This is a genomic window from Paenibacillus sp. YAE3 (genome assembly GCF_057546105.1).
The window spans coordinates 1-23,424 of the sequence record NZ_BAAIYF010000022.1; the positions used below are offsets into that span (position 1 = coordinate 1).

At 52.1% G+C, this 23,424-nt stretch carries 26 protein-coding genes, 1 rRNA gene and 1 riboswitch; of the genes, 25 read left to right on the forward strand and 2 right to left on the reverse strand.

The window, feature by feature from the left end; translation table 11 throughout:
* Positions 1 to 6 precede the first annotated feature (6 nt).
* Both rrf and AC27KL_RS26900 read left to right on the forward strand, forming a co-directional pair.
* Positions 7 to 123: ribosomal RNA gene (gene rrf / locus AC27KL_RS26895) — 5S ribosomal RNA — on the forward strand.
* Positions 124 to 482: 359 nt separating this feature from the next.
* Complete coding sequence (locus AC27KL_RS26900; protein ID WP_212953316.1) at positions 483 to 902, forward strand: hypothetical protein; 420 nt, start codon at positions 483 to 485, stop codon at positions 900 to 902.
* Positions 903 to 966: 64 nt separating this feature from the next.
* On the opposite strand, the gene AC27KL_RS26905 is transcribed toward AC27KL_RS26900, so the two are convergent.
* On the reverse strand, positions 967 to 1,491 hold the full coding sequence (locus AC27KL_RS26905) for a hypothetical protein (protein ID WP_487171695.1): 525 nt from the start codon (positions 1,489 to 1,491) through the stop codon (positions 967 to 969).
* Positions 1,492 to 1,703: 212 nt separating this feature from the next.
* On the opposite strand from AC27KL_RS26905, the gene AC27KL_RS26910 reads away from it, so the two are divergent.
* The 10 genes from AC27KL_RS26910 (at position 1,704) to rsmI (ending at position 10,034) form a co-directional block, all read left to right on the forward strand.
* Entirely contained in the window at positions 1,704 to 1,892 is a 189-nt protein-coding gene (locus tag AC27KL_RS26910) for a sigma factor G inhibitor Gin (protein WP_036712682.1), read from the forward strand.
* A gap of 319 nt (positions 1,893 to 2,211) precedes the next feature.
* Positions 2,212 to 3,813, forward strand: a complete 1,602-nt coding sequence (locus AC27KL_RS26915) for an aminotransferase class I/II-fold pyridoxal phosphate-dependent enzyme (protein WP_487171696.1) — start codon at positions 2,212 to 2,214, stop codon at positions 3,811 to 3,813.
* A gap of 214 nt (positions 3,814 to 4,027) precedes the next feature.
* Positions 4,028 to 4,672 carry a dTMP kinase gene (tmk, locus tag AC27KL_RS26920; RefSeq protein ID WP_487171697.1) on the forward strand — a complete coding sequence of 215 codons (645 nt, stop codon included), beginning with the start codon at positions 4,028 to 4,030 and terminating at the stop codon, positions 4,670 to 4,672.
* A 66-nt stretch (positions 4,673 to 4,738) separates the two neighbouring features.
* Positions 4,739 to 5,068: a cyclic-di-AMP receptor gene (locus tag AC27KL_RS26925; RefSeq protein ID WP_036712689.1), complete on the forward strand. Its 330-nt coding sequence runs from the start codon at positions 4,739 to 4,741 to the stop codon at positions 5,066 to 5,068.
* A gap of 338 nt (positions 5,069 to 5,406) precedes the next feature.
* Positions 5,407 to 5,850: a YaaR family protein gene (locus tag AC27KL_RS26930; protein ID WP_036712693.1), complete on the forward strand. Its 444-nt coding sequence runs from the start codon at positions 5,407 to 5,409 to the stop codon at positions 5,848 to 5,850.
* A 210-nt stretch (positions 5,851 to 6,060) separates the two neighbouring features.
* Positions 6,061 to 7,035, forward strand: coding sequence for a DNA polymerase III subunit delta' (gene holB, locus AC27KL_RS26935; protein WP_339322853.1), 975 nt, complete (start codon positions 6,061 to 6,063; stop codon positions 7,033 to 7,035).
* Positions 7,036 to 7,082: 47 nt separating this feature from the next.
* A complete protein-coding gene (locus tag AC27KL_RS26940) occupies positions 7,083 to 7,883 on the forward strand; it encodes a PSP1 domain-containing protein (protein WP_036712696.1) in 801 nt (266 codons plus the stop codon).
* 28 nt (positions 7,884 to 7,911) lie between these two features.
* Positions 7,912 to 8,274 (forward strand): DNA replication initiation control protein YabA, encoded by a 363-nt coding sequence (gene yabA, locus AC27KL_RS26945; RefSeq protein WP_487171698.1) that lies wholly within the window; start codon positions 7,912 to 7,914, stop codon positions 8,272 to 8,274.
* Between the two features lie 117 nt (positions 8,275 to 8,391).
* Positions 8,392 to 9,153: a tRNA1(Val) (adenine(37)-N6)-methyltransferase gene (locus AC27KL_RS26950; RefSeq protein WP_487171699.1), complete on the forward strand. Its 762-nt coding sequence runs from the start codon at positions 8,392 to 8,394 to the stop codon at positions 9,151 to 9,153.
* Positions 9,150 to 10,034, forward strand: a complete 885-nt coding sequence (gene rsmI / locus AC27KL_RS26955) for a 16S rRNA (cytidine(1402)-2'-O)-methyltransferase (protein ID WP_487171700.1) — start codon at positions 9,150 to 9,152, stop codon at positions 10,032 to 10,034. The genes AC27KL_RS26950 and rsmI overlap by 4 nt, the downstream gene beginning before the upstream one ends.
* A gap of 210 nt (positions 10,035 to 10,244) precedes the next feature.
* On the opposite strand, the gene AC27KL_RS26960 is transcribed toward rsmI, so the two are convergent.
* The gene (locus AC27KL_RS26960; protein WP_036712714.1) at positions 10,245 to 10,499 is read right to left on the reverse strand and encodes an AbrB/MazE/SpoVT family DNA-binding domain-containing protein; all 255 of its coding nucleotides are present in this window, start codon (positions 10,497 to 10,499) and stop codon (positions 10,245 to 10,247) included.
* A 311-nt stretch (positions 10,500 to 10,810) separates the two neighbouring features.
* On the opposite strand from AC27KL_RS26960, the gene AC27KL_RS26965 reads away from it, so the two are divergent.
* The 13 genes from AC27KL_RS26965 (at position 10,811) to AC27KL_RS27025 (ending at position 23,408) form a co-directional block, all read left to right on the forward strand.
* On the forward strand, positions 10,811 to 12,091 hold the full coding sequence (locus AC27KL_RS26965; protein ID WP_487171701.1) for an HD domain-containing protein: 1,281 nt from the start codon (positions 10,811 to 10,813) through the stop codon (positions 12,089 to 12,091).
* Positions 12,092 to 12,158: 67 nt separating this feature from the next.
* Positions 12,159 to 12,929 (forward strand): TatD family hydrolase, encoded by a 771-nt coding sequence (locus tag AC27KL_RS26970; protein WP_036712719.1) that lies wholly within the window; start codon positions 12,159 to 12,161, stop codon positions 12,927 to 12,929.
* 214 nt (positions 12,930 to 13,143) lie between these two features.
* A riboswitch (cyclic di-AMP (ydaO/yuaA leader) is annotated at positions 13,144 to 13,367 on the forward strand.
* 270 nt (positions 13,368 to 13,637) lie between these two features.
* Complete coding sequence (locus AC27KL_RS26975) at positions 13,638 to 14,816, forward strand: resuscitation-promoting factor (RefSeq protein ID WP_487171702.1); 1,179 nt, start codon at positions 13,638 to 13,640, stop codon at positions 14,814 to 14,816.
* 153 nt (positions 14,817 to 14,969) lie between these two features.
* Entirely contained in the window at positions 14,970 to 15,518 is a 549-nt protein-coding gene (gene rnmV, locus AC27KL_RS26980) for a ribonuclease M5 (RefSeq protein ID WP_487171703.1), read from the forward strand.
* 1 nt (position 15,519) lies between these two features.
* Positions 15,520 to 16,404: a 16S rRNA (adenine(1518)-N(6)/adenine(1519)-N(6))-dimethyltransferase RsmA gene (gene rsmA / locus AC27KL_RS26985; protein ID WP_487171704.1), complete on the forward strand. Its 885-nt coding sequence runs from the start codon at positions 15,520 to 15,522 to the stop codon at positions 16,402 to 16,404.
* Positions 16,405 to 16,535: 131 nt separating this feature from the next.
* The gene (gene yabG, locus AC27KL_RS26990; protein WP_036712723.1) at positions 16,536 to 17,432 is read left to right on the forward strand and encodes a sporulation peptidase YabG; all 897 of its coding nucleotides are present in this window, start codon (positions 16,536 to 16,538) and stop codon (positions 17,430 to 17,432) included.
* A gap of 228 nt (positions 17,433 to 17,660) precedes the next feature.
* Entirely contained in the window at positions 17,661 to 17,921 is a 261-nt protein-coding gene (gene veg / locus AC27KL_RS26995) for a biofilm formation stimulator Veg (protein ID WP_036712726.1), read from the forward strand.
* A 199-nt stretch (positions 17,922 to 18,120) separates the two neighbouring features.
* Entirely contained in the window at positions 18,121 to 18,300 is a 180-nt protein-coding gene (locus tag AC27KL_RS27000) for a small, acid-soluble spore protein, alpha/beta type (RefSeq protein ID WP_036712728.1), read from the forward strand.
* Positions 18,301 to 18,454: 154 nt separating this feature from the next.
* The gene (gene ispE, locus AC27KL_RS27005; protein ID WP_487171705.1) at positions 18,455 to 19,309 is read left to right on the forward strand and encodes a 4-(cytidine 5'-diphospho)-2-C-methyl-D-erythritol kinase; all 855 of its coding nucleotides are present in this window, start codon (positions 18,455 to 18,457) and stop codon (positions 19,307 to 19,309) included.
* Positions 19,310 to 19,515: 206 nt separating this feature from the next.
* Positions 19,516 to 20,346 (forward strand): pur operon repressor, encoded by an 831-nt coding sequence (gene purR, locus AC27KL_RS27010; RefSeq protein ID WP_212952149.1) that lies wholly within the window; start codon positions 19,516 to 19,518, stop codon positions 20,344 to 20,346.
* 192 nt (positions 20,347 to 20,538) lie between these two features.
* Positions 20,539 to 20,823: a septation regulator SpoVG gene (spoVG, locus tag AC27KL_RS27015; RefSeq protein WP_036712730.1), complete on the forward strand. Its 285-nt coding sequence runs from the start codon at positions 20,539 to 20,541 to the stop codon at positions 20,821 to 20,823.
* A gap of 120 nt (positions 20,824 to 20,943) precedes the next feature.
* Positions 20,944 to 22,326 carry a bifunctional UDP-N-acetylglucosamine diphosphorylase/glucosamine-1-phosphate N-acetyltransferase GlmU gene (gene glmU / locus AC27KL_RS27020; RefSeq protein WP_487171722.1) on the forward strand — a complete coding sequence of 461 codons (1,383 nt, stop codon included), beginning with the start codon at positions 20,944 to 20,946 and terminating at the stop codon, positions 22,324 to 22,326.
* A gap of 128 nt (positions 22,327 to 22,454) precedes the next feature.
* Positions 22,455 to 23,408, forward strand: coding sequence for a ribose-phosphate diphosphokinase (locus AC27KL_RS27025; RefSeq protein WP_036712732.1), 954 nt, complete (start codon positions 22,455 to 22,457; stop codon positions 23,406 to 23,408).
* Positions 23,409 to 23,424 lie beyond the last annotated feature (16 nt).

Genomic DNA, 23,424 nt, shown 5'->3' on the forward strand with positions numbered 1-23,424 from the left:
GAATCGTTTGGTGGCGATAGCGGAGGGGTTCCACGCGTACCCATCCCGAACACGACCGTTAAGCCCTCCAGCGCCGATGGTACTTGGACCGAAGGGTCCTGGGAGAGTAGGACGCTGCCAAGCGAAGGACCACTGTTGATGAACAATCGACGGTGGTTTTTTTATTTTATAGTGAAAGGTCCTATTTGCGATCTAAACTTCTGCCACGGGGCATGGGATTAGAAGAGCGCCTATGCATGTAAGCCTTTGGGGCAAGCTTGTTTTGATCAAAATACGCTATAAGGCTTTTGTATAGACGTCCTTCAAATGCGTATGCGCAATAAGGGCAGTGGTTTAGGCCTCAGACCTTTATTTGTTGTTAAACTTTAGTAACATTTTTGTTACCGACACGCCAAAAGTTGTAAGTATAATATGGAGTGTACATGTCAGGAGGTGTATTGAAGGTTTTTAAGAGGAACGATCTTGGAAGAAGGAGGACATACATGCGCAGATCTTTTCGGCTGCATGCTCTTCTTTTGTTGGGTATCGTCATGCTGCTGCTTGCCGGGTGCGGAAAGTCTGAACCGACGTGGTCATCTTTCGAAGGTGCCGCCAATGAGAAAACCTTTCCCGTACCTAAGGAAGCGAATCGAACCGACCGAAATATAGGGAATACTAAAATAGATTATGTCCGTTATTCAATGAACGGTTTGAAGGAAAAGGACAGCTTTCCTGAAGCGTATTTGGAGAAAATAAAAGAGTGGGGTTGGCGCGAAAACACGGACGAATCGGAGGGAACCTCCAAGGTGTTTGAAAAGCAAAACCGGGTGGTTCATTTGACCATTCACGATGATTATTTTACGGTGACTGTTCTTGCTAAAGGCAAAGCGGCTGTAAAAAGCACCGACTCCACCAAACCATAAAAGACCAGCATCTTTAGGGATGCCGGTCTTTTTTTATTCAGCGGGAATCATCTGCATAATCGAATCACTGTTTGTAGTAAGAAATATCCTGGGCGTTAAATTTGATCATGCCGTCTTTGCTGAGGCGGGACAGGCGGGCATAGGCATAGAAACGCGGCAGCAACAGCCAGAAGTGCCAGAACAACAAAGAGACGACAAATGAAAGAGGCGACAGGAACAGAAATATGAGAAAGAGAACGAGCCCTATGCCTGTAATATACGTATAGACCTTGCGAAACAACCGGAAGCTGATATGCTGGTCCGTAACGTATCCAATCCAAGGCAGCCGCATGGAGAACCTCCACCGTTTATGGTAAGCAGGTCCGGCAAGGAGCAGTACCGAGCGCGAGATGACATAATGGATCCAGAAAACGAGCGGAGCTGCCAGGGCAAAATAAAACGGGCTTTTCCAGGAAATCATGACGGTCTCGGCAATGAGCGCGATATAAGGAAGAAGGAGATAACAGCGGACGAACATCCGCTTTACCGGAATCCTTTTGACTAACTTATAATGATAAAAGGTAGCGTTACTATGGTTCTCCTCAATCATAGGAAAATAGCGTTCCTCCCCTCATGTCTTTATTTCATATATCGGCTGATGGAAAGCAATTCGTTAAGTTTTCTTGTACAAACACGCGTTTAGTCGCAGTTGCATAAGAATGGTGTAGGTCATTGGGGATATGAAACAACTATGAAAGGGTTTAAAATAATAGAAAATGAGCCATACTTCATAGTAATCAAAGGAACAAGGTGGGATGGATGATGGAAGATAATCATACCGAACACGTCTGTATTATTTGCGGCCAAGCAAAAGAGGAAGGGATCACCATTGTGTCCCAGTTCATTTGCGAGGATTGCGAAAGCGAAATGGTGCACACCGATGCTGGCGATGCAAAATATCATTTTTTCATTCATCAGATGAGACAGATCAGCATGCAGACTCAAGCGTAAGGCAACCTTGGCAACATATTCGAAAATAGCCTCGATACCGTTGGATATATCGTGCATCGCAAAATTGCGGACGAAGGAAGGGTAGGCGTGAAGCCTGCCCTTTTTTTAAGATCCGGAAATTAACCGGGGAATGACACCGGAAAAGGAAGGGCGCAGGGCAGCTCCTAGCAGCATCAGCCGCTCAGGGTGGCAGGTGTTTTTACTGTGAGGGCCTTCAAACAGCTTCTGCACGCTAGCGGCGTCTTATGTTTCAATTCGCTGGATGGTTCAATATGCGGTAAAATAGGGTATAGATTGAAACCGGAAGGACCGAATTGAAATGGGCACAGAAAAGCTGGAAAAGGGAAAAGCGCCTTTATTCGAGGCGTTGCAACAATATAAAAACGGAAGGCAGGCCTCCTTCCATGTACCGGGCCACAAAAAAGGCCGAGCCTATGCCTCCTTTGGAGGGGCAGGCTTTCTGGATCAGGTCATGGAGGCCGATGTCACGGAAATTACAGGGACGGATGACCTTCATCATCCGGAAGGCGTTATCCGGGATGCGCAGCTGCTTGCGGCGGATTGTTTCGGGGCGGAGGAAAGTTTTTTTCTTGTCGGCGGCAGCACGTCTGGCAACTTGGCTATGATTCTGACCGTTTGCTCGCATCCGGGTGATATGTTGCTGGTTCAACGCAATGTACATAAGTCGGTATTAAACGGCCTGATGCTGGCCGGAGCCAAAGCGGTGTTTCTCGAGCCGCAGGTGGACGAGTCCAGCGGTCTGGCTACGGCGCCGTCAGCCGAGACGGTCGCCGCCGCGTTAGCCGCCTATCCGGAGGCCAAAGGCGTGCTTGTCACCATGCCCAACTATTACGGCATGGGAACAGATTTGGCGCCGCTCGCCGAGGCCTGCCACCGGCACGACGTGCCGCTGCTCGTGGACGAGGCGCACGGCGCCCATTACGGGCAGCATCCCCGGCTGCCCCGAAGCGCACTGGCCAGCGGCGCGGACGTCGTCGTCCAATCGACGCACAAGATGCTGGCCGCGCTCACCATGGGAGCCATGCTGCACGTCCAAGGTCCGCGGGTGAACCGCGGACTGCTCCGCCAGCGGCTCGCCATGGTGCAAAGCTCGAGCCCATCCTACCCGGTGATGGGCTCTCTCGACCTGGCGCGGCGCCAGCTGCACGTGCAGGGCGCCGCGGCTTTCACGGCGGGGCTTGCCGCCGTGGAAAGCCTGAAGCGCGGCCTCCAGGAGCTGCCGCGCTTCGGGCTGCTGCAGCCGCGGGCGCAGCAGCAACACGACGCCGCCGGCGCAGCATCGGCGGCCTATGCCACGCAGGACCCGTTCAAGGTGGTCATGTATGACCGCACCGGGGTCCTGAGCGGCTACGAGCTGCAGCACCGGCTTGAAGCCTGGGGCTGCATTCCCGAAATGAGCGATGACCGGTACGTGGTCCTGCTCTATAGTTTGGGGTCGACGGAGGAGGACACCCGTCACCTTTTGAAGGCCCTTTCGCATATATCTGTAGAGAAGGCGGACGCCCAGCCGCTGCATTTTTCGTTAGGCGACCCGGTGCAGCATGCTTCGCTGCCGGACGACAGCCGGGAAGAGAGCGTTCATGTCGAATTTTCCACGTGGAACATTTTTGACCAAGCGGCCTTTTCCGAGCCGGTCGCTTTCAGCCTGATCCCGGTGGAACCTGATGAGACGGAAGCCGTTCCGCTCGATGCGTGTGCAGGCAGAGTGGCGGCGGAGATGGTGATCCCGTACCCGCCGGGGATTCCGATTCTGTATCCGGGTGAACGGATCACCGAACCGGCGGCATTCAAATTAAAAAGGCTTGCCCATTCCGGCGCTAAATGCCAGGGCGTGCGGGATCCGAAGTTGGGAACGATCCTTGTCCGCAAGCGTGGAAGTCATGCGGGAAGCGGAAAATGAATGCCGTATCCTTGCAAAGGAACCAAAGGCCAAACGAGGGCAGTTTTCCGGCATATGGGGACTGTCCGTCCCAGGCGATGTTTCCAGATGCAGCGCATGAACCGACCGACGGATAAAAGAATGCATCTAGAGCATGAAATCAACGGGGCGTTGGCGCATCGAACCGTAGCAATTGACGCAACCTAAAAATAGCAAAAGAGCAGGAGAATGTTGAATGAGCAAAAGCAAGGGAATATTCGTTACGCTGGAAGGGGGAGAAGGTTCCGGAAAAACGACGGTGATCGCCAAGCTGAAGGATTATCTGGAAAAACGTTCCGTACCTTATATCGTGACGCGCGAGCCGGGCGGCATCGAAATTGCGGAGAAAATACGCGAAATCATTTTGAACCCGAGCCATACGGCAATGGACTCCCGCACGGAGGCTTTGCTGTATGCGGCAGCACGAAGCCAGCATTTGGCGGAGAAGGTCGAGCCGGCCTTGGCGGAAGGCAAGCTGGTGCTTTGCGACCGCTTCGTGGACAGCAGCCTGGTCTATCAGGGATATGCCCGCGGGATCGGGGTGGATGAAGTATGGGCCATTAATCAATTTGCCATCCATGACCGGATGCCGCAGCTTACGTTCTACTTGGACATCGAACCGGAAGCCGGATTAGCGCGGATTGCCGCCAGCCGGGACCGGGAAGTGAATCGCCTCGATTTGGAGGACTTATCGTTCCATCATAAAGTACGGGAAGGATACTTGCAGCTTGCCGAACGTTTTCAGGATAGAATCGTCGTGATCGATGCTTCGCAAACCGTGGAAAATGTCGAACAAGAGATAATCCGTAGCTTGGAAGAGCGGATTTTAAAGGATTTTTGAGGAGCTTTGTCAAATAAGTAAGTATGGCTCATTGCAGGCCAAAATTCAAAGAGGAGGGAATGCAGGATGAAACTGATCGTTGCGATTGTACAGGATAAAGACAGCAACCGTTTGTCAGCGGGGCTGGTGAAGGCGAATTTTCGGGCGACAAAACTGGCAAGCACCGGCGGATTTCTTCGGGCGGGAAACACCACATTTATGATCGGGGTGGACGACAGTCAGGTCGAGGCCGTCATGAACGTCATCCGCAGCAGTTGTAAAGTCAGGGAACAGCTTGTAACTCCGGTTACGCCGATGAGCGGCACGACAGATTCTTATTTGCCTCTCCCCGTTGAAGTTCAAGTGGGCGGCGCCACCGTATTCGTGCTCCCGGTAGACCGGTTTGAACATTTCTAAAATGAGGAAGTTCCCGAAAATCGAAAGAGCAGCCTCGTAAACGACAATAGTTGGACGAGAGGCATGTTGCTTTCTATATTGTACCCGGGGCATAGGCATTGCCATTTGCAAAGCCTGTGAAACCTCAAAGGCGATGCTGCAAATCGAGCCACGATATGGGGCTGCTGATGATTCGCGCTTAGTATAGCGCCGATATATTCATCGAGTCAGTCCCTCAAGCGGCCATCCATGTTGCAGCATGCCGAACCATCTCATGGATGCGAACGCAAATCGCTTCAATATAAGGCATATTGTTTGGCCCGGTTATTATTTTTGGCAGCCAAAGGCAGGAGATATACGTGAAAATCAACCCGGGGTTTAGGCCCATTAAAAGCGAACTTCCGGTAACGGACGGCTTAACCAAACCCGTTCAGCAAAAATCCTTCCTGGACGTCATGCAGCAGCAGAAGGAAACGGCCTCACAGGAGGAACTCGGCCGCCGGTTCAAGGAGATCCAGATGCAAGGAGAACGCCTTGCCCGTTCCATGACCATCCGTGAGCTTAAAGCATACCGTCTGCTGGTGAAACGATTTTTGGAGGACACGGTAAGACGCGGCGTTACCATGAAGGAAGCGCGGGGCTGGGACCGTCGCGGACGGGGAAAACGTTATAAATTAATCGATGAGATTGATGCGGCATTACTCGAAATGGCCGATGAAATGCTGGAAAGCGAGCAAGGAAAAATCGAGCTGCTGCAGCGGATCGGCGAAATCCGCGGGATGCTGATCAATCTCGTTTTTTGAAGAAATAGGAATGAACAACTCAGCCCTGTCATGATAAACTAGAGATAGTACCAATCATCATGAAGACAGATTTAAAGGGGAGATTCTGCAAAATCCCGGACGGTTTCAGAGCTGCTGCCGATTATGGAGAAGCCTGAAACGATAGGCACAGCCGACGGCTTGCCGAAATGTTTCTGCGGTTTTGCAAAATCTTTAAGGAAGAGAGGAACTATGTCTTTTCAGGATATTATGGGACAGGATGCGGCGAAGAAGCTGCTGCAAAATGCGCTTCGCAGCGATTCCGTCAGCCATGCTTACATTTTCAGCGGGCCGGCCGGCTGCGGGCAGATGAAGACGGCAACCGCGTTTGCGCAGGCGCTGTTTTGTACCGAACGCGTGGATGACGCCTGCGGGCAATGCTTGGAATGCCGCAAGGTCCAGCACGGCAACCATCCCGATCTGCATCTTCTCGCTCCCGAAGGTTCGTCCATCAAAATAGACCAGATCCGCGAATTGCAGCGGGTCTTTTCCTATCGTTCGGAATCGGAGAATCCGAAGGTGTATATCATAGACCATGCGGATGCGATGACGGTGCAGGCCGCCAACAGCCTGCTTAAATTTTTGGAGGAGCCCCCGGTTCCGGCCGTGGCCGTCCTGATTACCGAAAATGGACAAGCCCTGCTGCCAACGATTCAATCGCGGGCCCAGACGATTCCCTTTTTTCCGCTGAATCCCGGAATGATGCTGCAGCAGCTGGTCGACGAAGGATACCCGGCGGCGCTTGCGCGCTGTGCGGTGCATTTATCCTCCGGACTGGACGGATGCCGCGAAATGATCGAGCAGAATTGGTTTGCAGAAATTAGAAACGTAGTGTTACAATTAGGGAAGGAAGCCCTCGGACGAGGCAGCTCCGCTCTGGTGACCGCAGGGCAGAAGGTGTTTAAGGCCGGGCTCTCCGATCATCTGGATTTACTGTTAAGCTTGTTTCATTTGTGGTTCAAAGATATGCTTCACGTCCAGTACGGAAGGCACGAAAGTATCGTTTTTATAGATCAGCTGGAGTTCTTGTCCACGCATGCATCATCCCGCAGCACAGCACAATGGGTCTCCTATATGGATTTGGCCGCAGAGTGCCGGAAAAAATTGCGCTACAATGTGAATGGCCAACTTTGTATTGAACAATTTTTGATCGGTTTGGAAGGATAGCTTCATGGCCAGCCAATTTTTTCTCTGGCATACAAGGGGGTTAGTTTTTGTACAGTGTAGTGGGCGTCCGTTTTAAGAAAGCGGGCAAAATTTATTACTTCGATCCGCTTGATTTTCCGATTGAAAAGGATCATAGCGTTATCGTTGAGACGGCGCGCGGCATCGAGTATGGTAAAGTTGTGGTCGGCAAAAAAGAGGTGCAGGAAGCCGATGTGGTCCTGCCGCTCAAAAAGGTGATACGCATCGCCGGCGAAGCCGACGCACGCGTTGTGGAAGAGAACAAGCAGGCCGCGAAAGAAGCTTTTACGACCTGTTTAAATAAAATCCGCGATCATGGGCTCAAAATGAAGCTGGTGGACGTGGAATTTACGTTTGACCGTAACAAAATCATTTTTTATTTTACGGCTGAGGGAAGAGTGGATTTCCGGGAGCTGGTCAAAGATTTGGCCGGGATTTTCCGGACGCGGATCGAGCTCAGGCAAATCGGGGTCCGGGACGAAGCGAAGATGCTGGGCGGAATCGGCCCATGCGGTCGCATCCTTTGCTGCTCCTCGTGGCTCGGCGACTTTGAGCCGGTATCCATCAAAATGGCCAAGGACCAAAGCTTATCGCTGAATCCGACCAAAATTTCCGGTCTATGCGGAAGACTTATGTGCTGTTTGAAATATGAGCATGATAATTATGAAAGTGTGAAGGAAGAACTGCCATCGGTAGGCAAAATCGTCATCACGTCTTTGGGCGAAGGCAAAGTGGTCGGCATCAACGCCGAAAACCGTTCCGTTCATGTCCAGCTGTTTGACATCGGCAAGGTGAAGGAACTGCAAATGGATGACGTTGTCATTAAGTAGACCATAGGGTTACTTTCGGGGTGGAGACTTGGAAAAGAAAAGTATTTTTGCACACATTCAAGAAATGGAAACACAAATGGGACAGATCCACAGTGATCTGGGTGAAATGAAGCTGATTATGAAAGAGCTGCTGGAGGAGAACCACCGACTGACGTTGGAAAACGAACACCTCCGCAAAATATTGAAGGAAGCTGTGCCCGCAGAAAAGGGAGCTCCTTTGCCACAGCCTCATGTCCCGATCAAACCCGAGCATCCCAGCGATGTCGTGGGCGAAGGGTATGACAATTTGGCACGGCTTTATCATGAAGGCTTTCACATTTGCAACGTGTATTATGGACATTTGCGCACGGAAGGCGACTGCCTTTTCTGTCTGTCTTTTTTGAATAAATGAAGCCGTAGGAGCGATTCCTACGGTTTTTTTTCAAGAAATAAAGCATTTATAATGAAACTGGTCCGTAAGTGTAAACTTTGACGGATAGAGAACAATAGATAAAGGAAAATGGAACCGATGAATATGGACAAAAGTCTTTTGGAGCCGTCGGAACGCATCGACGATCTGTTGACGCATGATCTGCACATCATTCAAAGCGACGAGGTATTCAGCTTTTCGATGGATGCCGTTTTGCTGGCCCGGTTTGCCGGCATACCGCCAAGAGGAAAAATTTTGGACCTCTGCACGGGGAACGGGGTCATACCGCTGCTGCTGAGCACGCGCACCAAAGCGCACATCGAAGGCATCGAGATTCAGCCTAGGCTTGCCGGTATGGCCAAACGCAGCGTGGCGATGAACGGAATGGAGGGCCGGATCGTCATTCGGGAGGGAGATTTAAGGGAGCTTTATAAGGAGACGGGACATCAGGCTTATGATGCCATTACCGTCAATCCGCCCTACATGCCGCTGAACGGAAGCGACATCAAACTCAATCCGCATCAGGCGATTGCCCGCCATGAAATCAGCTGCACGCTGGAGGAGGTCATCCAAGCCTGCTTCAGATTGGTCAAGCCGGGAGGAAAGGTAAGCATGGTTCATAAACCGTCGCGTCTCGGCGATATCATCGCTTTGATGCGAAAACATAGGCTGGAGCCGAAACGGATGCGTTTCGTTCATCCCCGTGCCCATCTGGAAGCCAACATGGTGTTGATCGAATGCATACGGGAGGGGAAACCCGAGGTAAGGCTGCTTCCGCCGCTGATCGTTTATGACGAGCAAAACCGATATTGTCCGGAAATCATGGAAATTTACTACGGTTCCAAAGAGGGAGAAGCATGAGTCTGACACGACAAAGCAGTTTTCAAAACCGAACCGGAGACGGCAAAGGGGCTCTGTATCTCGTCGCTACGCCGATCGGGAATTTGGAGGATATGACGTTTCGGGCCATACGGACGTTAAAGGAATGCGACATCATCGCGGCAGAGGATACGCGCCAGACGCGAAAACTGCTGACGCATTTTGAGATTAGCCCGCAAATGCTGTTTAGCTACCATGAGCATAACAAGGGGGCAAGCGGACCGGAATTAATACGCTATATAATAGAAGGAAAAAATTTGGCGCTTGTCAGCGACGCCGGTCTGCCGGCGATTTCCGACCCCGGGGCTGATCTCGTCAAGCTGGCGGTCGAGGAAGGGATCAGCGTCATACCGATCCCGGGAGCCAATGCGGCGCTATCGTCTTTGATCGCATCCGGCCTTCCGACCGACCGTTTTACCTTTATCGGGTTTCTCCCCCGGGAACGTAAAGATGTGGAGGAGACGCTTCAATCTTTTCAGTCGGCCCAAGGGACGCTGCTGTTTTACGAATCGCCGCACCGGGTCATCAAAACGTTGACCGCGATCCAAAGCGTGCTTGGAAACCGAAAAGTCGTATTGGCGCGGGAACTGACGAAACGTTACGAGGAATTTGTGCGCGGGGACGTCCAGGAATGTCTCGACTATCTTCAGGAGCATCCGCCGCAGGGCGAATATTGCGTGGTCGTGGAAGGGACGAGCCCGGAGGAGGAGCAGGAGCGGCTGGCCGCATGGTGGCAGAACCTGACGATCGAGGAGCATGTGGCGCACTACGAGGAACAAGGAATTCCGCGCAAAGAGGCCATGAAAAAAACCGCGGTCGACCGCGGCGTCTCCAAGCGCGATATTTATAACGCATTGATTTGAGGGTGCTGCAGATGCCCAATGACTTGGCTGCCGAAACCAAGCCCGCCTTTCGGGAAACGTGCCTTAAGGCCCATAACCTGCGGCGGGCAACGCAGCCGGCGGGACAAAAAAATGTCTCCAAAGGCCGGGTTCTTAGCCTAGGAGACACCAAGGAGATATGAAAAAGGTTAGAATTAACAAATAGAATAATACTATTATATACTAAAAAACTTAATTTGTCACAGGTGTTGGGATTTCCGAGATGCAATCGTGGCAAACAATTTTTCCTTTGAAGTAAGTCACGTTCTCGGCATTGCCGCAAAAGATGCAAGCAGGCTCATATTTCTTGAGCATAATGCGTTCTCCGTCCACGTAAATTTCCAATGCGTCTTTTTCCCCGATGCCCAGTGTGCGGCGCAATTCAATCGGAATAACGACCCGGCCCAGTTCATCTACTTTTCTTACAATACCAGTTGATTTCATCATAACTGATCATTGCTCCTCTCGCCATAGTTTTATAGTGCCATAATTCGACAACGTTCTCTCTTTTATGATATCAATAATACCAACGATTCCCAAAACAGTCAACCTGCAAATTCGTCGCCAAAATGAGAACAGATTGCATGGCACCTGGGATATCACTCATATCAGGATTCTTTTCCCATTATATATCCTTGGTAGGATAATGTCGATTTGGAAATCAATTTTTCTACCTAAAACGACACTATTCGACACACATTGTCGAAAAAAGTTCAAAAATAGTTTAATTTTAAGCTTTTAAAAAGGAGATGAGTCGCATGCATACCTTAAATGAAGAAAAAGTGTTCAAGGACCCCGTACATAATTACATTCATGTCCAACACTCCACCATCTGGCGGCTGATTAACACGGCGGAGTTCCAGAGGCTGCGGCGGATCCGCCAATTAGGCACCTCGTATTTGACGTTCCATGGGGCGGAGCACAGCCGGTTCTCCCACTCGCTTGGCGTGTATGAAATTACGCGCCGCATCATATCCCAATTCGAGCGAAGCGGCTACGCGGATTGGCCGAACAGCGAAAAACTGTTAACCCTCTGCGCCGCCTTGCTGCATGACCTGGGACACGGACCCTTTTCCCACTCGATCGAAGAGGCGTTCCGGATGGACCATGAGGATTGGACCCGCCGCATTATTCTCGGGGATACCGAAGTAAACGCGATTTTGACCGAGGTGGCCGAAGACTTTCCCGCCAAGGTCGCATCGGTTATCGCCAAGGATTACGAGCACCCGATCGTGGTCAATCTGGTGTCGAGTCCGCTGGACGCCGACCGGATGGACTATTTGCTGCGGGATGCTTATTACACGGGCGTCAATTACGGAACGATCGACATCGACCGGATCCTGCGCATGCTTCGTCCGTACCAGGGAAGAATCGTCGTGAAGGAATCGGGGATGCATGCGGTGGAAGATTACTTGATGTCCCGGTACCAGATGTATTGGCAGGTTTATTTCCATCCGGTGACGCGCAGTTCGGAAATCATTTTGCGGCAGATCTTCCGGCGCGCGAAGGAGCTATACCGGGATAACTACGTTTTTGGCTTCATGATTGAGCCGCTTCCAGGGCTTTTCGAAGACCGGCTGACCGTCCAGGATTATTTGAAACTCGACGAAGCGCTCATCCAAACCGTGTTTTCGCTATGGACGAACGAAAAAGACGCCGTGCTGAGCGAGCTTTGCAGCCGTTTTATGCATCGCAGGCTGTATAAATATGTGGAAGTGGAATCGGTGGATCTGGAAATGATCGAAGAGATCCGCCGCGATTTTGAGCGGGTCGGCCTGAATCCCGAATACGATCTTGAGATTGATTTTCCGACCGATCTTCCGTACGATGTATTTCGGCCGGGAGACGAATCCAGCCAAAAGCAGATTCTGCTGCTCGACCGGGACGAACGCCTGCGGGAAATATCGGAGGTGTCGGATATTGTCCGCTCCATCAGCGGCATTCACCGCGGGAAATATCACTTATATTATCCGGGGGCGAAAATGAAAGACGTTATTTCTTCCCTATCCGACCCGGTTTCCCGCATTTTCAAGCGATAACGACAGCGTGATTCACGGATTTGCCCCATATTAATCTATGCTTTATGACACGAAGGGAGTTCCAGACATGAATTTATTCGACACGCATACGCATTTGGACGCGCCGCAGTTCGACGAGGACCGCGAAGAAACCATTCGCCGCGCCGTGGAAAACGGCGTCAGCCGGATGATCAACGTCGGTTTTAACCGCGAAACGATTCCGTCCACGATGAAGCTTGCGGAAACGCATGATTTTATATACGCCGCCGTCGGCTGGCATCCTCAGGATGCGATCACGATGAAGGAAGGGGATCTCGAATGGATTGCATCTTTATGCAGCCATGAAAAAGTCGTGGCCATCGGCGAAATCGGGCTCGATTATTATTGGGATACCTCCCCGAAAGACGTGCAGCACCGGGTTTTGCGCCAGCAAATCGGGTTGGCCCGGGAGCTCGGCATGCCGATCGTGATCCATAACCGGGATGCGCACGAGGATATCGTGAAAATCCTGCGGGAGGAAAAGGCCAGCGAGGTCGGAGGCGTCATGCACTCCTACTCCGGCAGCTGGGAAACGGCCAAGTTATGCCTGAACATGGGGTTCCATCTATCCTTCGGAGGGCCGATTACGTTCAAAAACGCCAGACAGCCCAAGGAAGTGCTTGCGCAGGTTCCGATGGACCGTTTGCTGATCGAAACCGACTCTCCGTACCTGACGCCGCACCCATTCCGGGGCAAGCGAAATGAGTCTGCCAACGTTCGTTTGGTAGCCGAGGCCGCTGCCCAGATTAAGGGGGTCGAGGTGGAGGAAATTGCCCGAATCACCACCCAAAATGCACTGGAACGATTTGGAATTAAGTGAAAACGGGAGAAAAACAGCTGAAAAAACGAGCATGAACGAAGCATTAAAGAATTTTAACCAAAAAAACCATGAATATTACAAATTTTTAACCATATATTCAAATAAACGTTGTTGATTCCCGCTTTACAACATGCATCAAAACAGGATATCATCTTTTCAGTGAACTTGGGCTGCTGTAAGCCGCTTCCTTTTTCGGCATCGCGGCAGCCTCCGTGAACCAATCTCGCTGAGTCTTTCGGTCTCGAAAGAGCGGGGGAACCAATACATAGAGCGCGACGGTCCTTTTAAACCGGTCCGGGCTCGGGATGTATTTGATTTCTTTTCAGGGTCTCAGGGGTGAATTCGGCGCGGTCCGCCATGAGCGGGCTGGCGTTGATCGGGCGGCTCTCTTTCGCCCAAACCCGACAGCTAACCCCGTAAGCGACATAAAGAGAGGGTTTCGTGCATTTACTTTTCCGTCATTCTGACATCCAGGGAAGCCACGAAGGAGACCTCATAAGCTCTTAGCTGGCTTCTTTTGTTTTTGAATAATGGAGAAGGCGTCGTCATACTGTTGTAAAACGGGAGGCGACAAATCATGAAAAAAAGATAGGTTCATGGTGCAAGAACGCATGCTCCTTATGTGTTCTTGTAAAAAATCGAGTATAGCCCGCGTCAAATCATTCATGCGTAACTCTAATGGCGAGGCTATGAAGGAGGATCGAGAAGGTGGGCATTTTCCATCAAGAAGAGACCCATGATTCAAAAATCTCCAGCATGTCTTACGCATTGCGATGGAAGCATGAGAATTTGCGCCAAATCTCTACTGCAGCTATCGTTACGATCGCGGTCACCATCATGATTTTGCTGCTGGTCAACTCATCCACGCGCAAACAGGTGTACCTGGTGGTAGACGGTCAGGTCAAAAAGATTCAGACTCACAAATCCGTTTTACAAGAAATGCTGGATGAGCAGGCAATCAGCCTCAAACCGGAAGATCAAGTCTCCATGCCGCTGAGCGGTTCGCTCCAGAATGGTGACAAAGTGGTGATCGACCGCGCTGCTCCCGTTCAATTGACGGTGGACGGGACAACGAAAAAGTTGTATACCACCAAAGACACGGTTGGCGACGTATTGAAGGAGTTCGGCGTATCGCTCAAAGAACACGATAAAGTCACTCCGGCTCTGACCGAGCGGGTGACGGGCCAAACGGATATCCGTATCGTGCGCGTCAACAAACAAGTCGTGGACCGCCATGAAAATTTGCCTTTCCGCGTCATTAAGACGGCGGATCCCAGCCTGACGGTCGGAGATAACCGCGTCATTCAGCAGGGAAAGCCCGGCGTGATGGTGCAGCACATCGAAAAGGTATATCATGACGGCCAAATGGTATCCATGCGCATGGTGGGCAAGGAAGTGCAGGCAAAAACGCTGGATAAAATCATCGCCGTGGGCACGAAGAAAAAACCGGCTCCGCCTGTCGTCGTTCAAACAGCGGCCGTTAAATCTTCTTCCACCGCCAAATCTTCATCAGCCGCCAAAACGAAAAAAACCGTAAGCAGCAATAACCGCGTAAGCAAAGCCGGTGTTGATTTCTCATATAAAAAAATGATTCATGTCTCGATGACGGCTTATTCTGCCGGCGAACCCGGAATCGGTACTCGTACCGCGACGGGAACGCGGGTCACGGAAGGCCGCACCATCGCCGTGGATCCGAACGTGATTCCGCTCGGCTGGTGGGTGTACATCGAAGGCATCGGCTTCCGCCGTGCCGAAGACACGGGCGGCGCCATTAAGGGCAATAAGATCGACCTCTACTATGACTCCGTGAAGCGCGCCAACAACTTCGGCCGCAAATCCGGGATGAAAGTATACGTCATCGGCCCCGTGAAGCCGCAATTGAATTAATTTCGTTTTACAATGTCATTCTAATGTTATAGTATTATGATCATGAAAATGTCATGCTAAAGAAGAGGAGCATTCCTCTTCTTTTTGTTGTTTGGATGTCCGAAAACTTACGACGCATGAACGGACGAGCTTTAGGAAAGGGAGAAGCAGGTCATGATCAAGGAAGTCATAGTCGTGGAAGGACGGGACGATACCGTGGCCGTGAAGCGGGCGGTGGAAGCCGACACGATCGAAACCGGCGGTTCGGCGATCAACGGCCGCGTACTGAAGCGGATTGCCTTGGCCCAGGAACGCAGGGGAGTCATTGTATTGACGGACCCGGACCATGCCGGGGAGCGGATTCGAAAAATTATCGCGAGCAAGGTTCCCGGATGCAAGCATGCCTTTATTCCGGAGTCGGAAGCGACGCGGAAAGGGGACATCGGCGTGGAGAACGCTTCGCAGGAAGCGATCCGTAAGGCCCTCTCCCGCGTGCATACGTCCTACGAAGGCGCGGAAAGCCTGATCGATATGGAGGATCTGATGGCTGCTGGGCTTCTGGTGCACCCGGACGCGGCCCGCAGACGCATGGTGATGGGTAACCTGCTAGGCATAGGGTATTGCAACGGCAAGCAGTTCCATAAGCGGCTGGCCGTTTTTCAGATTACGCGCGAGGAATTTGCGGAGGCGTTAGCCCAATTGGAACAGGAAGGGGAAGGTTGACATGCAGCGAATGGACGATATCGCCTCGCCAAGGCGGACGAAGGAAATCATCCAGCGTCACGGTTTTTCGTTTAAAAAAAGCCTGGGGCAAAATTTTCTGATCGATCAAAATATTTTAGGCAAAATCGTGGAGGCGGCGGGGCTGGATGCCTCCAAGGGAGCTTTGGAGATCGGGCCGGGGATCGGAGCCCTTACCGAAAAGCTGGCCCAGGAAGCGGGCGCCGTCACGGCCGTCGAAATCGACCAGCGGCTTATTCCGATACTCCAGGAGGTATTAGAACCGTATCCGCATGTGCGCATTCATCATGGCGACGTGCTGAAGACGGATCTTGGCGCCCTCTTTCGGGAGGATTTCGCGAATGTATCCAAAGTCAGCGTCGTTGCCAACTTGCCTTATTACGTGACGACCCCGATTTTGATGAAACTGCTGGAAGAGCGGCTGCCGCTGGAGAATATCGTGGTCATGATCCAAAAAGAGGTGGCCGAACGCATGGCTGCTTCGCCCGGCACGAAGGACTACGGCAGTCTGAGCATCGCCGTGCAGTATTACAGCGAGCCTGAACTGGTCTGCATCGTGCCGAAAACGGTATTCATTCCGCAGCCGAACGTCGAGTCGGCCGTCATTCGCCTCAAGGTGCGCGAGCAGCCTCCGGTCGAGGTGGACGACGAAAATTTCTTTTTTCAGGTGGTACACGCTTCGTTTGCCCAACGCCGCAAAACGATCGCCAACAATCTCAAGACGAGATTTTTTCCTAAAGAGGGCCGGGAGCGCCTCGAGGAGCTGCTTCACGCTGCAGGGATCGAACCTTCCCGCCGCGGCGAAACCCTCAGCCTGCAGGAATATGCGACGCTTTGCAACGTATTGCTCCGGGCCGGAGTACGGTGATGAAGACGTTTCGCTCACCGCATCAAGTTTGGGGCGGGCAGGGCGTAAGGTCTCGTCCTACGCTTATTTTGGCAAAAGGGAAGAACCATTGGGGAGATTCGCCCATACCATGGGGTAGGGGTGATGTTGTGATGAATGTAGGAGACCTGGTCGTCCGCAAATCTTATGGCGGTGATGTCGCTTTCCGCGTGGAAGATCTGCGGAGCAATTTGGCTGTGATCAAGGGGACCGAGTTTCGGCTGTTGGCTGATTCGCCCCTCGATGACCTTGTTCGGGTGCCATATGCGCCGTTCAATGAAAAAACGCAGAAGGCCCATATCCGTGCCAACGAGTCGTTAAGCAGGCTGCAGCGCCACCGGGAGGAGCTGACCGAACGCACGCAAGCGAATCTCGGCGGGGAATGGCCGATGGCGGAACAGCCTTCTTATTTTGAAGTTCCGGGTAAAGTCCTCCATCTCGATGGAGATATCAATTACTTAAAAAAGAGCTTGAATCTTTACCAGCAGCTTCGCGTGCCCGTCGAGGGACATTACGTTAACGAGGCGGGCATGGCGGATGCGCTCTATCGCCTGCTGCCGCGGGTGCGGCCGGATATCGTGGTTATTACGGGGCATGACGGAGTCTTGAAGCACCGGCCGAACAATGACCTCTATAACCTGAACAGCTACAAAAATTCCCAAAATTTCGTTTCGGCCATTCAGGTTGCCCGTCAATACGAAAGGCATTACGATACGCTGACGATCATTGCCGGTGCCTGCCAGTCGCATTTTGAGGCGCTGCTGCAAGCGGGAGCGAATTTCGCCAGCTCGCCGGGGCGCATACTCATCCATGCGCTGGATCCCGTTTACGTGGCCGCCAAGGCCTCCTTTACGTCGGTGAGGGAAACCATCAACATGATGGATGTGCTTCATAATACGATCAGCGGGGCGCAGGGCGTCGGGGGCATCGAAACGCGCGGAAGCTACCGCATCGGATTGCCGCGCCTGAATGACCTTTCCCAGCTGAAGGTAACGCCTTCGGTGATGTAAACCCGTTTTTCTAAACAAGAGCATCATGGGATGAGCAGCCGATAAACCTTAATCGCGATACATGGATTAAGGTTTTTTTGTCGTTAACGGCGTGTATGCGGAAATCCTGCAAAATCCCGCAAAAAAACCGATTGACAAATTAAATTTGATGCTGCTATAATTTAAATTTTATTTGACAAAAACTTCTTCCTGCGTTATAATGGACAAGGAAAGAGGTGGTCGTCGACAATGGCTAAAAATGCGCTGTTGGAAATCAAACGAAATCTCGAGGCTCATGTAGGTCAGAAAATATCGCTCCGGGCTAACGGTGGACGTCGTAAGACGATCGAACGTACGGGCGTGCTCGAGGAAACGTACCCTTCTGTTTTTATCGTCAAGCTGGATCAAGAACAGCAAACCTTTAAACGTGTTTCATACAGCTATGCAGATATTCTTACTGAATCCGTGGAAGTCACCATTTGCGAAGAGCAGGCGAAGGACGCGGACTAAGCAGGATCAGGCGTAACTTTTTTATTTGGAAGCAGCTTTCCCATGCGGAAGGCTGTTTTTTGTTGTCAGCGAATTTTTCGAATGGGGCCGGGTCGGGCGAGAAATAATACAAAAGGAATTCCTTTTACCGCATAACGAAGGACCGTCCCGAAGATGGATTAAGCGGGGCCGGTTCCGGGACTGACAAGGAGGACTGCAAATGAGCCGCAGACGCCGCAGCGTGATGTCGGAGGAACTGAAGACGGAGCTTGCCAAAGATTTGGGGTTTTACGAAACGGTTCAGCAGGAGGGTTGGGGCGGCATCAAAGCCAAGGACGCCGGCAACATGGTGAAACGCGCCATCCAGCTCGCCGAAGAGGCTGCAGCCCGCAAATCGTAAGGTTCAAAACATGTCAGACGGAGATCTCCATGGCATCGCATGGGAATCTCCGTTTTTCTATAGGACGCGAAAGGTTCGAAATGACTTGCTTGGTACAGTTTGTTATAATGATTTGAAGCTGATAGCGAGGGAAACTTAAGGGTGGGTGAACGCCTTGAAAATTTACGAAAAAGCACCGGCCAAAATCAATTTGATGCTGGATGTATTACATAAAAGGCCGGACGGCTTCCACGAGGTCGAAATGGTCATGACGATGGTCGATTTGGCGGACAGGCTGGAAATGTCGGAGCTGCCGCGCGACACCATCATTATTACGAGCCAGGCGGGGTATATCCCGCTTGACGAGAAAAACTTGGCCTTCCAGGCCGCAAGACTGATCAAGGACCGGTACGACGTCCGCAGCGGCGTCCATATCCACTTGGACAAAAAAATCCCGGTAGCCGCGGGTTTGGCGGGGGGCAGCAGCGACGCGGCCGCGGCGCTGAGGGGATTGAACCGGCTGTGGAATTTGAACATACCCATGCAAGAGCTGCAGGAGCTGGGGGCCGAGCTGGGGTCGGATGTTCCCTTTTGCGTGACGGGGGGCACGGCGCTTGCGACCGGGCGGGGGGAGAAGCTCTCCAAGGTGGACAATCCGCTAAGCTGCTGGGTTATTTTGGCCAAGCCTCCCATCAATGTGTCGACAGCCGAGGTCTACGGCAAATTCAGGGCGGCAGAGGTAAAGCGGCATCCGTCCGCCGAGCAGATGGTCAAAGCGATCGAAGCCGGCGATTTCGGAGCCGTATGCGAACGTCTCGGCAACGTGCTTGAGGATGTGACGCTGAAGCTGCACCCGCAGGTGGCCCAGCTGAAGGAAGCCATGCTGAGACTCGGGGCCGACGGAGCGCTCATGTCGGGAAGCGGCCCGACCGTATTCGGGCTTGTTTACAAAGAATCGAAGGTCGCGCGGATTTATAACGGACTTCGCGGGTTTTGCCGGGAAGTGTACGCGGTGCGGCTATTGACCTGATGATCCTGCCGGGCGCATAAAAAGCAAGCCGGGCCGGAAATGTTTGCGAGGCAGGATCTTCTTGTACAAACACGTACAAAAATGCTATATTTATACTGTATTATTCGGATTTTACACATATGAAATCGAATTTGAAGATGGCTTGACCGAAAGCAGCTTTGTTGGCCGGCCATCGTTGATGAATAAAGTGATAGCGAGGAGTTTTCGTGAAAAAATTAAAGCGAAGCGCGCGTCTGGTCGAGATGACCCAATATTTGCTGTCCAGACCTCATACTTTGATCCCGCTCACCACGTTCGCTGAACGGTACGGGGCGGCCAAATCCTCGATCAGCGAAGACCTGGTGATCATCAAGGAGGTGTTCGAGGACGAGGGCATGGGAGAACTGCTGACGCTGGCCGGAGCGGCCGGAGGCGTGAAGTTCATTCCGAAGATGCCGAAGAGTCAGGCGTTGGCCTTTGCGGAGGAGCTTTGCAGCCAGCTGCAGCAAAAAGACCGCATCCTCCCCGGCGGATACCTGTACATGTCCGATTTGCTCGGAGAGCCGTCCTTGATGAACGAAGCGGGGAAAATATTTGCCACCGCCTTTGCCGACCAGGAGATCGACGTTGTGATGACGGTGGAAACCAAAGGGATCCCGCTGGCTTATGCGACCGGAGCCCAGCTGAATTTGCCCGTAGTCCTGGTCCGGAGGGACCACCAAGTAACGGAAGGCTCGGCGGTGAGCATCAACTACGTCTCAGGCTCGCATAAAAGCATCCACACCATGTCGCTGTCGCGGCGCGCCCTCAAAGAGAAGTCCAAAGTCCTGATCGTGGACGATTTCATGAAAGCCGGCGGAACCATTCAAGGGATGGTCGATTTGCTGGCCGAATTTGATGCCGAAGTCGCAGGCGTGGGCGTATTGGTGGAATCCGGCGAGGTGGATACGGAGGAGCGTCTCCTGCATGACTACGTATCGTTGGCGACCTTGACCGGCGTAGACGCCAAAACGAAGGAAATCGGCGTGAAACCGGGCAACTATTTTACTAAAAAATGACCCGGCTCCGTCATGACGAAATATGTCGACTGGAAACTTTTCGGGACGAATAGTTCCGAAGTCTGTCGACAATCTCATTTCTATAAAAAAATTCCTGAAATTAGGACATTTTGTTGCTCCAAAAAAGAGGATTTTGAACTGCTGTGTGGAATTATACACCAAGTCTCTGATGGAAAAAGGTGGTGAACACACATGCAAATTACGGATGTCAGACTCCGCCGAGTCAACTCTGAGGGGAGAATGAAAGCAATCGCATCCATTACCATTGATAACGAATTTGTGGTTCATGATATTCGGGTCATCGATGGCAACAATGGAATGTTCGTTGCTATGCCGAGCAAGCGCACTCCAGACGGGGAATTCCGCGACATCGCCCATCCGATCTCTTCCGGTACGCGGGAGAAGATCCAAACGGCAGTCCTGGCGGAATATGAACGCGCTGCCAATGAAGAAGAAGTGATTGAAGAAGGCGCTTAAGGTTCACAATTGGGGTTCAAGGAAAAGAGAGCCAGACTTATGGCTCTCTTTTCTTTTTACGGAGAATACGATATATTCTTTAATGAGTTTAAGAGTGGGAGGTCAAGATCCTTGAAAAGAATGGCGATTGTTCTTGCCGCAGGGCAGGGTAAACGAATGAAATCGAAACTATACAAAGTGCTGCACCCCGTCTGTGGAAAACCTATGGTAGGGCATGTGCTGGATACCGTCAAAGAAGTCGACTGCGAGCGCAGCGTCGTTATCGTGGGCCATGGTGCGGAAGCCGTCCAATCTTATCTGGGTGAGGCCGCGGAATACGTGCTGCAGGAGCAGCAGCTCGGAACGGGCCATGCCGTGAAAATGGCAAAGGATCTCCTCGGATCGGAACAAGGCTCTACCATCGTCATTTGCGGGGATACACCTCTTGTTACTGCGGAAACGTTGAAGGCTCTGACGGAGCTTCATGAGAGCAATAACGCGGCGGCAACCGTGCTGACGGCTTATACGGAAAATCCTAAGGGATACGGGCGCGTCATCCGGAGCGAAGACGGCAGCGTTCTGCGGATCGTGGAACAGAAGGACTGCTCGCCGGAAGAAGATGCCGTGCGCGAATTCAATACGGGAACCTATTGCTTTGACAATGCCAAGCTGTTTGCGGCTCTCGATAAAGTAACGAACAACAATGCGCAGCAGGAATATTATTTGACCGACGTCATCGGCATCCTTGTCGGCGCAGGCGAAACGGTGCTTGGGTACATGACCGAAGATTATGCGGAATCGATCGGCGTCAACGACCGTCTGGCCCTTTCCGAAGCGGAGCGTTTGATGCGCGAGCGCATCAACAAACGGCATATGCTCGGCGGCGTAACCATCATTGATCCGGCCTCGACCTATATCGGCGCGGACGTCAAAATCGGCTCCGACACGGTGCTTCTTCCGGGCACGGTCCTTACGGGTAGCACCGTCATCGGCGAAGACTGCCAAATCGGGCCGCAAAGCGAGATCAAAGATTCCGTCATCGGCGACGGGGCGGTCATCAAACATTCCGTGCTCGACCAGGCGGAAGTCGGAAACCGCACGACCGTCGGCCCTTATGCCTATTTGCGCCCGAAAGCCCAATTGGGGGAAGACGTGAAAATCGGCGATTTCGTGGAGGTCAAAAACGCCAAGATCGCGGACGGTTCCAAAGTGTCGCATTTAAGCTACATCGGCGACGCGGTCGTCGGGAAAAACGTCAATGTCGGCTGCGGTGCGATAACGGTCAACTACGATGGGTATAATAAATCCATAACGGAAATCGAAGACGATGCCTTTATCGGCAGCAACGTGAATCTAATCGCCCCTGTGAAGGTTGGGAAAGGCGCGTACGTGGTTGCAGGATCGACCATTACGCATTCGGTGCCTGAAAACGATCTGGCCATTGCCAGAAAGCGTCAGGAGAACAAGCCGGGATACGCCGAAAAAATCCGTGCCCGCGCAAAGGCAAAAAAAGACAAGCAGTAGCATTTGCGTCCAAAGGATGATTAAATAGTAATAGAGGATTAATCACAATTTCCTAGAAGCATCATTGTTCAAACGGCAATGGAGACAGGCATGAATTTCAATGAACCAGCACGGAGGGTTTTTATTTTATGACTTATTGTGATTCGAAATTAAAGATTTTTACTTGCAACTCCAATCCGAAGCTCGCGCAGCAAATAGCAGATTATATCGGGATTCCGATGGGCGATTCCCATACGACCAGCTTCAGCGACGGCGAAATCCAAGTGAAGCTGAATGAAAGCGTCCGCGGGTGCCACGTGTATGTCGTCCAGTCCACCTGCGGCCCGGTCAACGACAACCTGATGGAGCTGCTGATCATGGTCGACGCGCTGAAGCGCGCCTCCGCGAAGAGCATCAATGTCGTGATTCCTTATTACGGCTACGCGCGTCAGGACCGCAAAGCCCGTTCCCGCGATCCGATCACTGCGAAGCTGGTCGCTAACCTGATTGAAAAAGCGGGAGCGCACCGCGTCATCACGATGGATTTGCACGCGATGCAGATTCAGGGATTTTTCGACATTCCGGTGGACCATCTGCTTGGCGTGCCGATTTTGGCGCAATATTTCCGTTCGAAGCAGATCGAAAATCCGGTCGTCGTCTCCCCGGACCACGGCGGCGTCGTGCGTGCCAGAAAACTGGCCGACTTCCTGAACGCCCCTCTGGCCATCATCGATAAGCGGCGTCCGGAACCGAACGTGAGCGAAGTGATGAACATCATCGGCCACATCGAGGGCAAAACGGCCATTTTGATCGACGACATCATCGATACGGCCGGCACCATTGTCCTTGGCGCCAACGCGCTTATGGAAGGCGGGGTCAAGGAAGTTTACGCTTGCTGTACGCATCCGGTATTCTCCGGTCCTGCCATGGAACGTCTTGAAAACTCTCCGCTGAGTGAAGTCATTGTAACGGATACCATTCCGATTACGCATCCAGACCCAAGCAACAAAATCAAAGTGCTTTCGGTAGCTCCGCTTATGGGCGAAGCGATTATCCGGGTTCATGAGGAACTGTCGATCAGCAAGCTGTTTGAAATCGAATAAATGGATGGCGACGAAA

Bases quoted from the DNA above. Each gene is read 5' to 3' on its own strand.
- AC27KL_RS26900 (WP_212953316.1), top strand. From the start codon at position 483: ATGCGCAGATCTTTTCGGCTGCATGCTCTTCTTTTGTTGGGTATCGTC.
- AC27KL_RS26905 (WP_487171695.1), bottom strand. From the start codon at position 1,491: ATGATTGAGGAGAACCATAGTAACGCTACCTTTTATCATTATAAGTTA.
- AC27KL_RS26910 (WP_036712682.1), top strand. From the start codon at position 1,704: ATGGAAGATAATCATACCGAACACGTCTGTATTATTTGCGGCCAAGCA.
- AC27KL_RS26915 (WP_487171696.1), top strand. From the start codon at position 2,212: ATGGGCACAGAAAAGCTGGAAAAGGGAAAAGCGCCTTTATTCGAGGCG.
- tmk (WP_487171697.1), top strand. From the start codon at position 4,028: ATGAGCAAAAGCAAGGGAATATTCGTTACGCTGGAAGGGGGAGAAGGT.
- AC27KL_RS26925 (WP_036712689.1), top strand. From the start codon at position 4,739: ATGAAACTGATCGTTGCGATTGTACAGGATAAAGACAGCAACCGTTTG.
- holB (WP_339322853.1), top strand. From the start codon at position 6,061: ATGTCTTTTCAGGATATTATGGGACAGGATGCGGCGAAGAAGCTGCTG.
- AC27KL_RS26950 (WP_487171699.1), top strand. From the start codon at position 8,392: ATGAATATGGACAAAAGTCTTTTGGAGCCGTCGGAACGCATCGACGAT.
- rsmI (WP_487171700.1), top strand. From the start codon at position 9,150: ATGAGTCTGACACGACAAAGCAGTTTTCAAAACCGAACCGGAGACGGC.
- AC27KL_RS26960 (WP_036712714.1), bottom strand. From the start codon at position 10,499: ATGATGAAATCAACTGGTATTGTAAGAAAAGTAGATGAACTGGGCCGG.
- AC27KL_RS26965 (WP_487171701.1), top strand. From the start codon at position 10,811: ATGCATACCTTAAATGAAGAAAAAGTGTTCAAGGACCCCGTACATAAT.
- AC27KL_RS26970 (WP_036712719.1), top strand. From the start codon at position 12,159: ATGAATTTATTCGACACGCATACGCATTTGGACGCGCCGCAGTTCGAC.
- rnmV (WP_487171703.1), top strand. From the start codon at position 14,970: ATGATCAAGGAAGTCATAGTCGTGGAAGGACGGGACGATACCGTGGCC.
- rsmA (WP_487171704.1), top strand. From the start codon at position 15,520: ATGCAGCGAATGGACGATATCGCCTCGCCAAGGCGGACGAAGGAAATC.
- yabG (WP_036712723.1), top strand. From the start codon at position 16,536: ATGAATGTAGGAGACCTGGTCGTCCGCAAATCTTATGGCGGTGATGTC.
- veg (WP_036712726.1), top strand. From the start codon at position 17,661: ATGGCTAAAAATGCGCTGTTGGAAATCAAACGAAATCTCGAGGCTCAT.
- AC27KL_RS27000 (WP_036712728.1), top strand. From the start codon at position 18,121: ATGAGCCGCAGACGCCGCAGCGTGATGTCGGAGGAACTGAAGACGGAG.
- spoVG (WP_036712730.1), top strand. From the start codon at position 20,539: ATGCAAATTACGGATGTCAGACTCCGCCGAGTCAACTCTGAGGGGAGA.
- glmU (WP_487171722.1), top strand. From the start codon at position 20,944: ATGGCGATTGTTCTTGCCGCAGGGCAGGGTAAACGAATGAAATCGAAA.
- AC27KL_RS27025 (WP_036712732.1), top strand. From the start codon at position 22,455: ATGACTTATTGTGATTCGAAATTAAAGATTTTTACTTGCAACTCCAAT.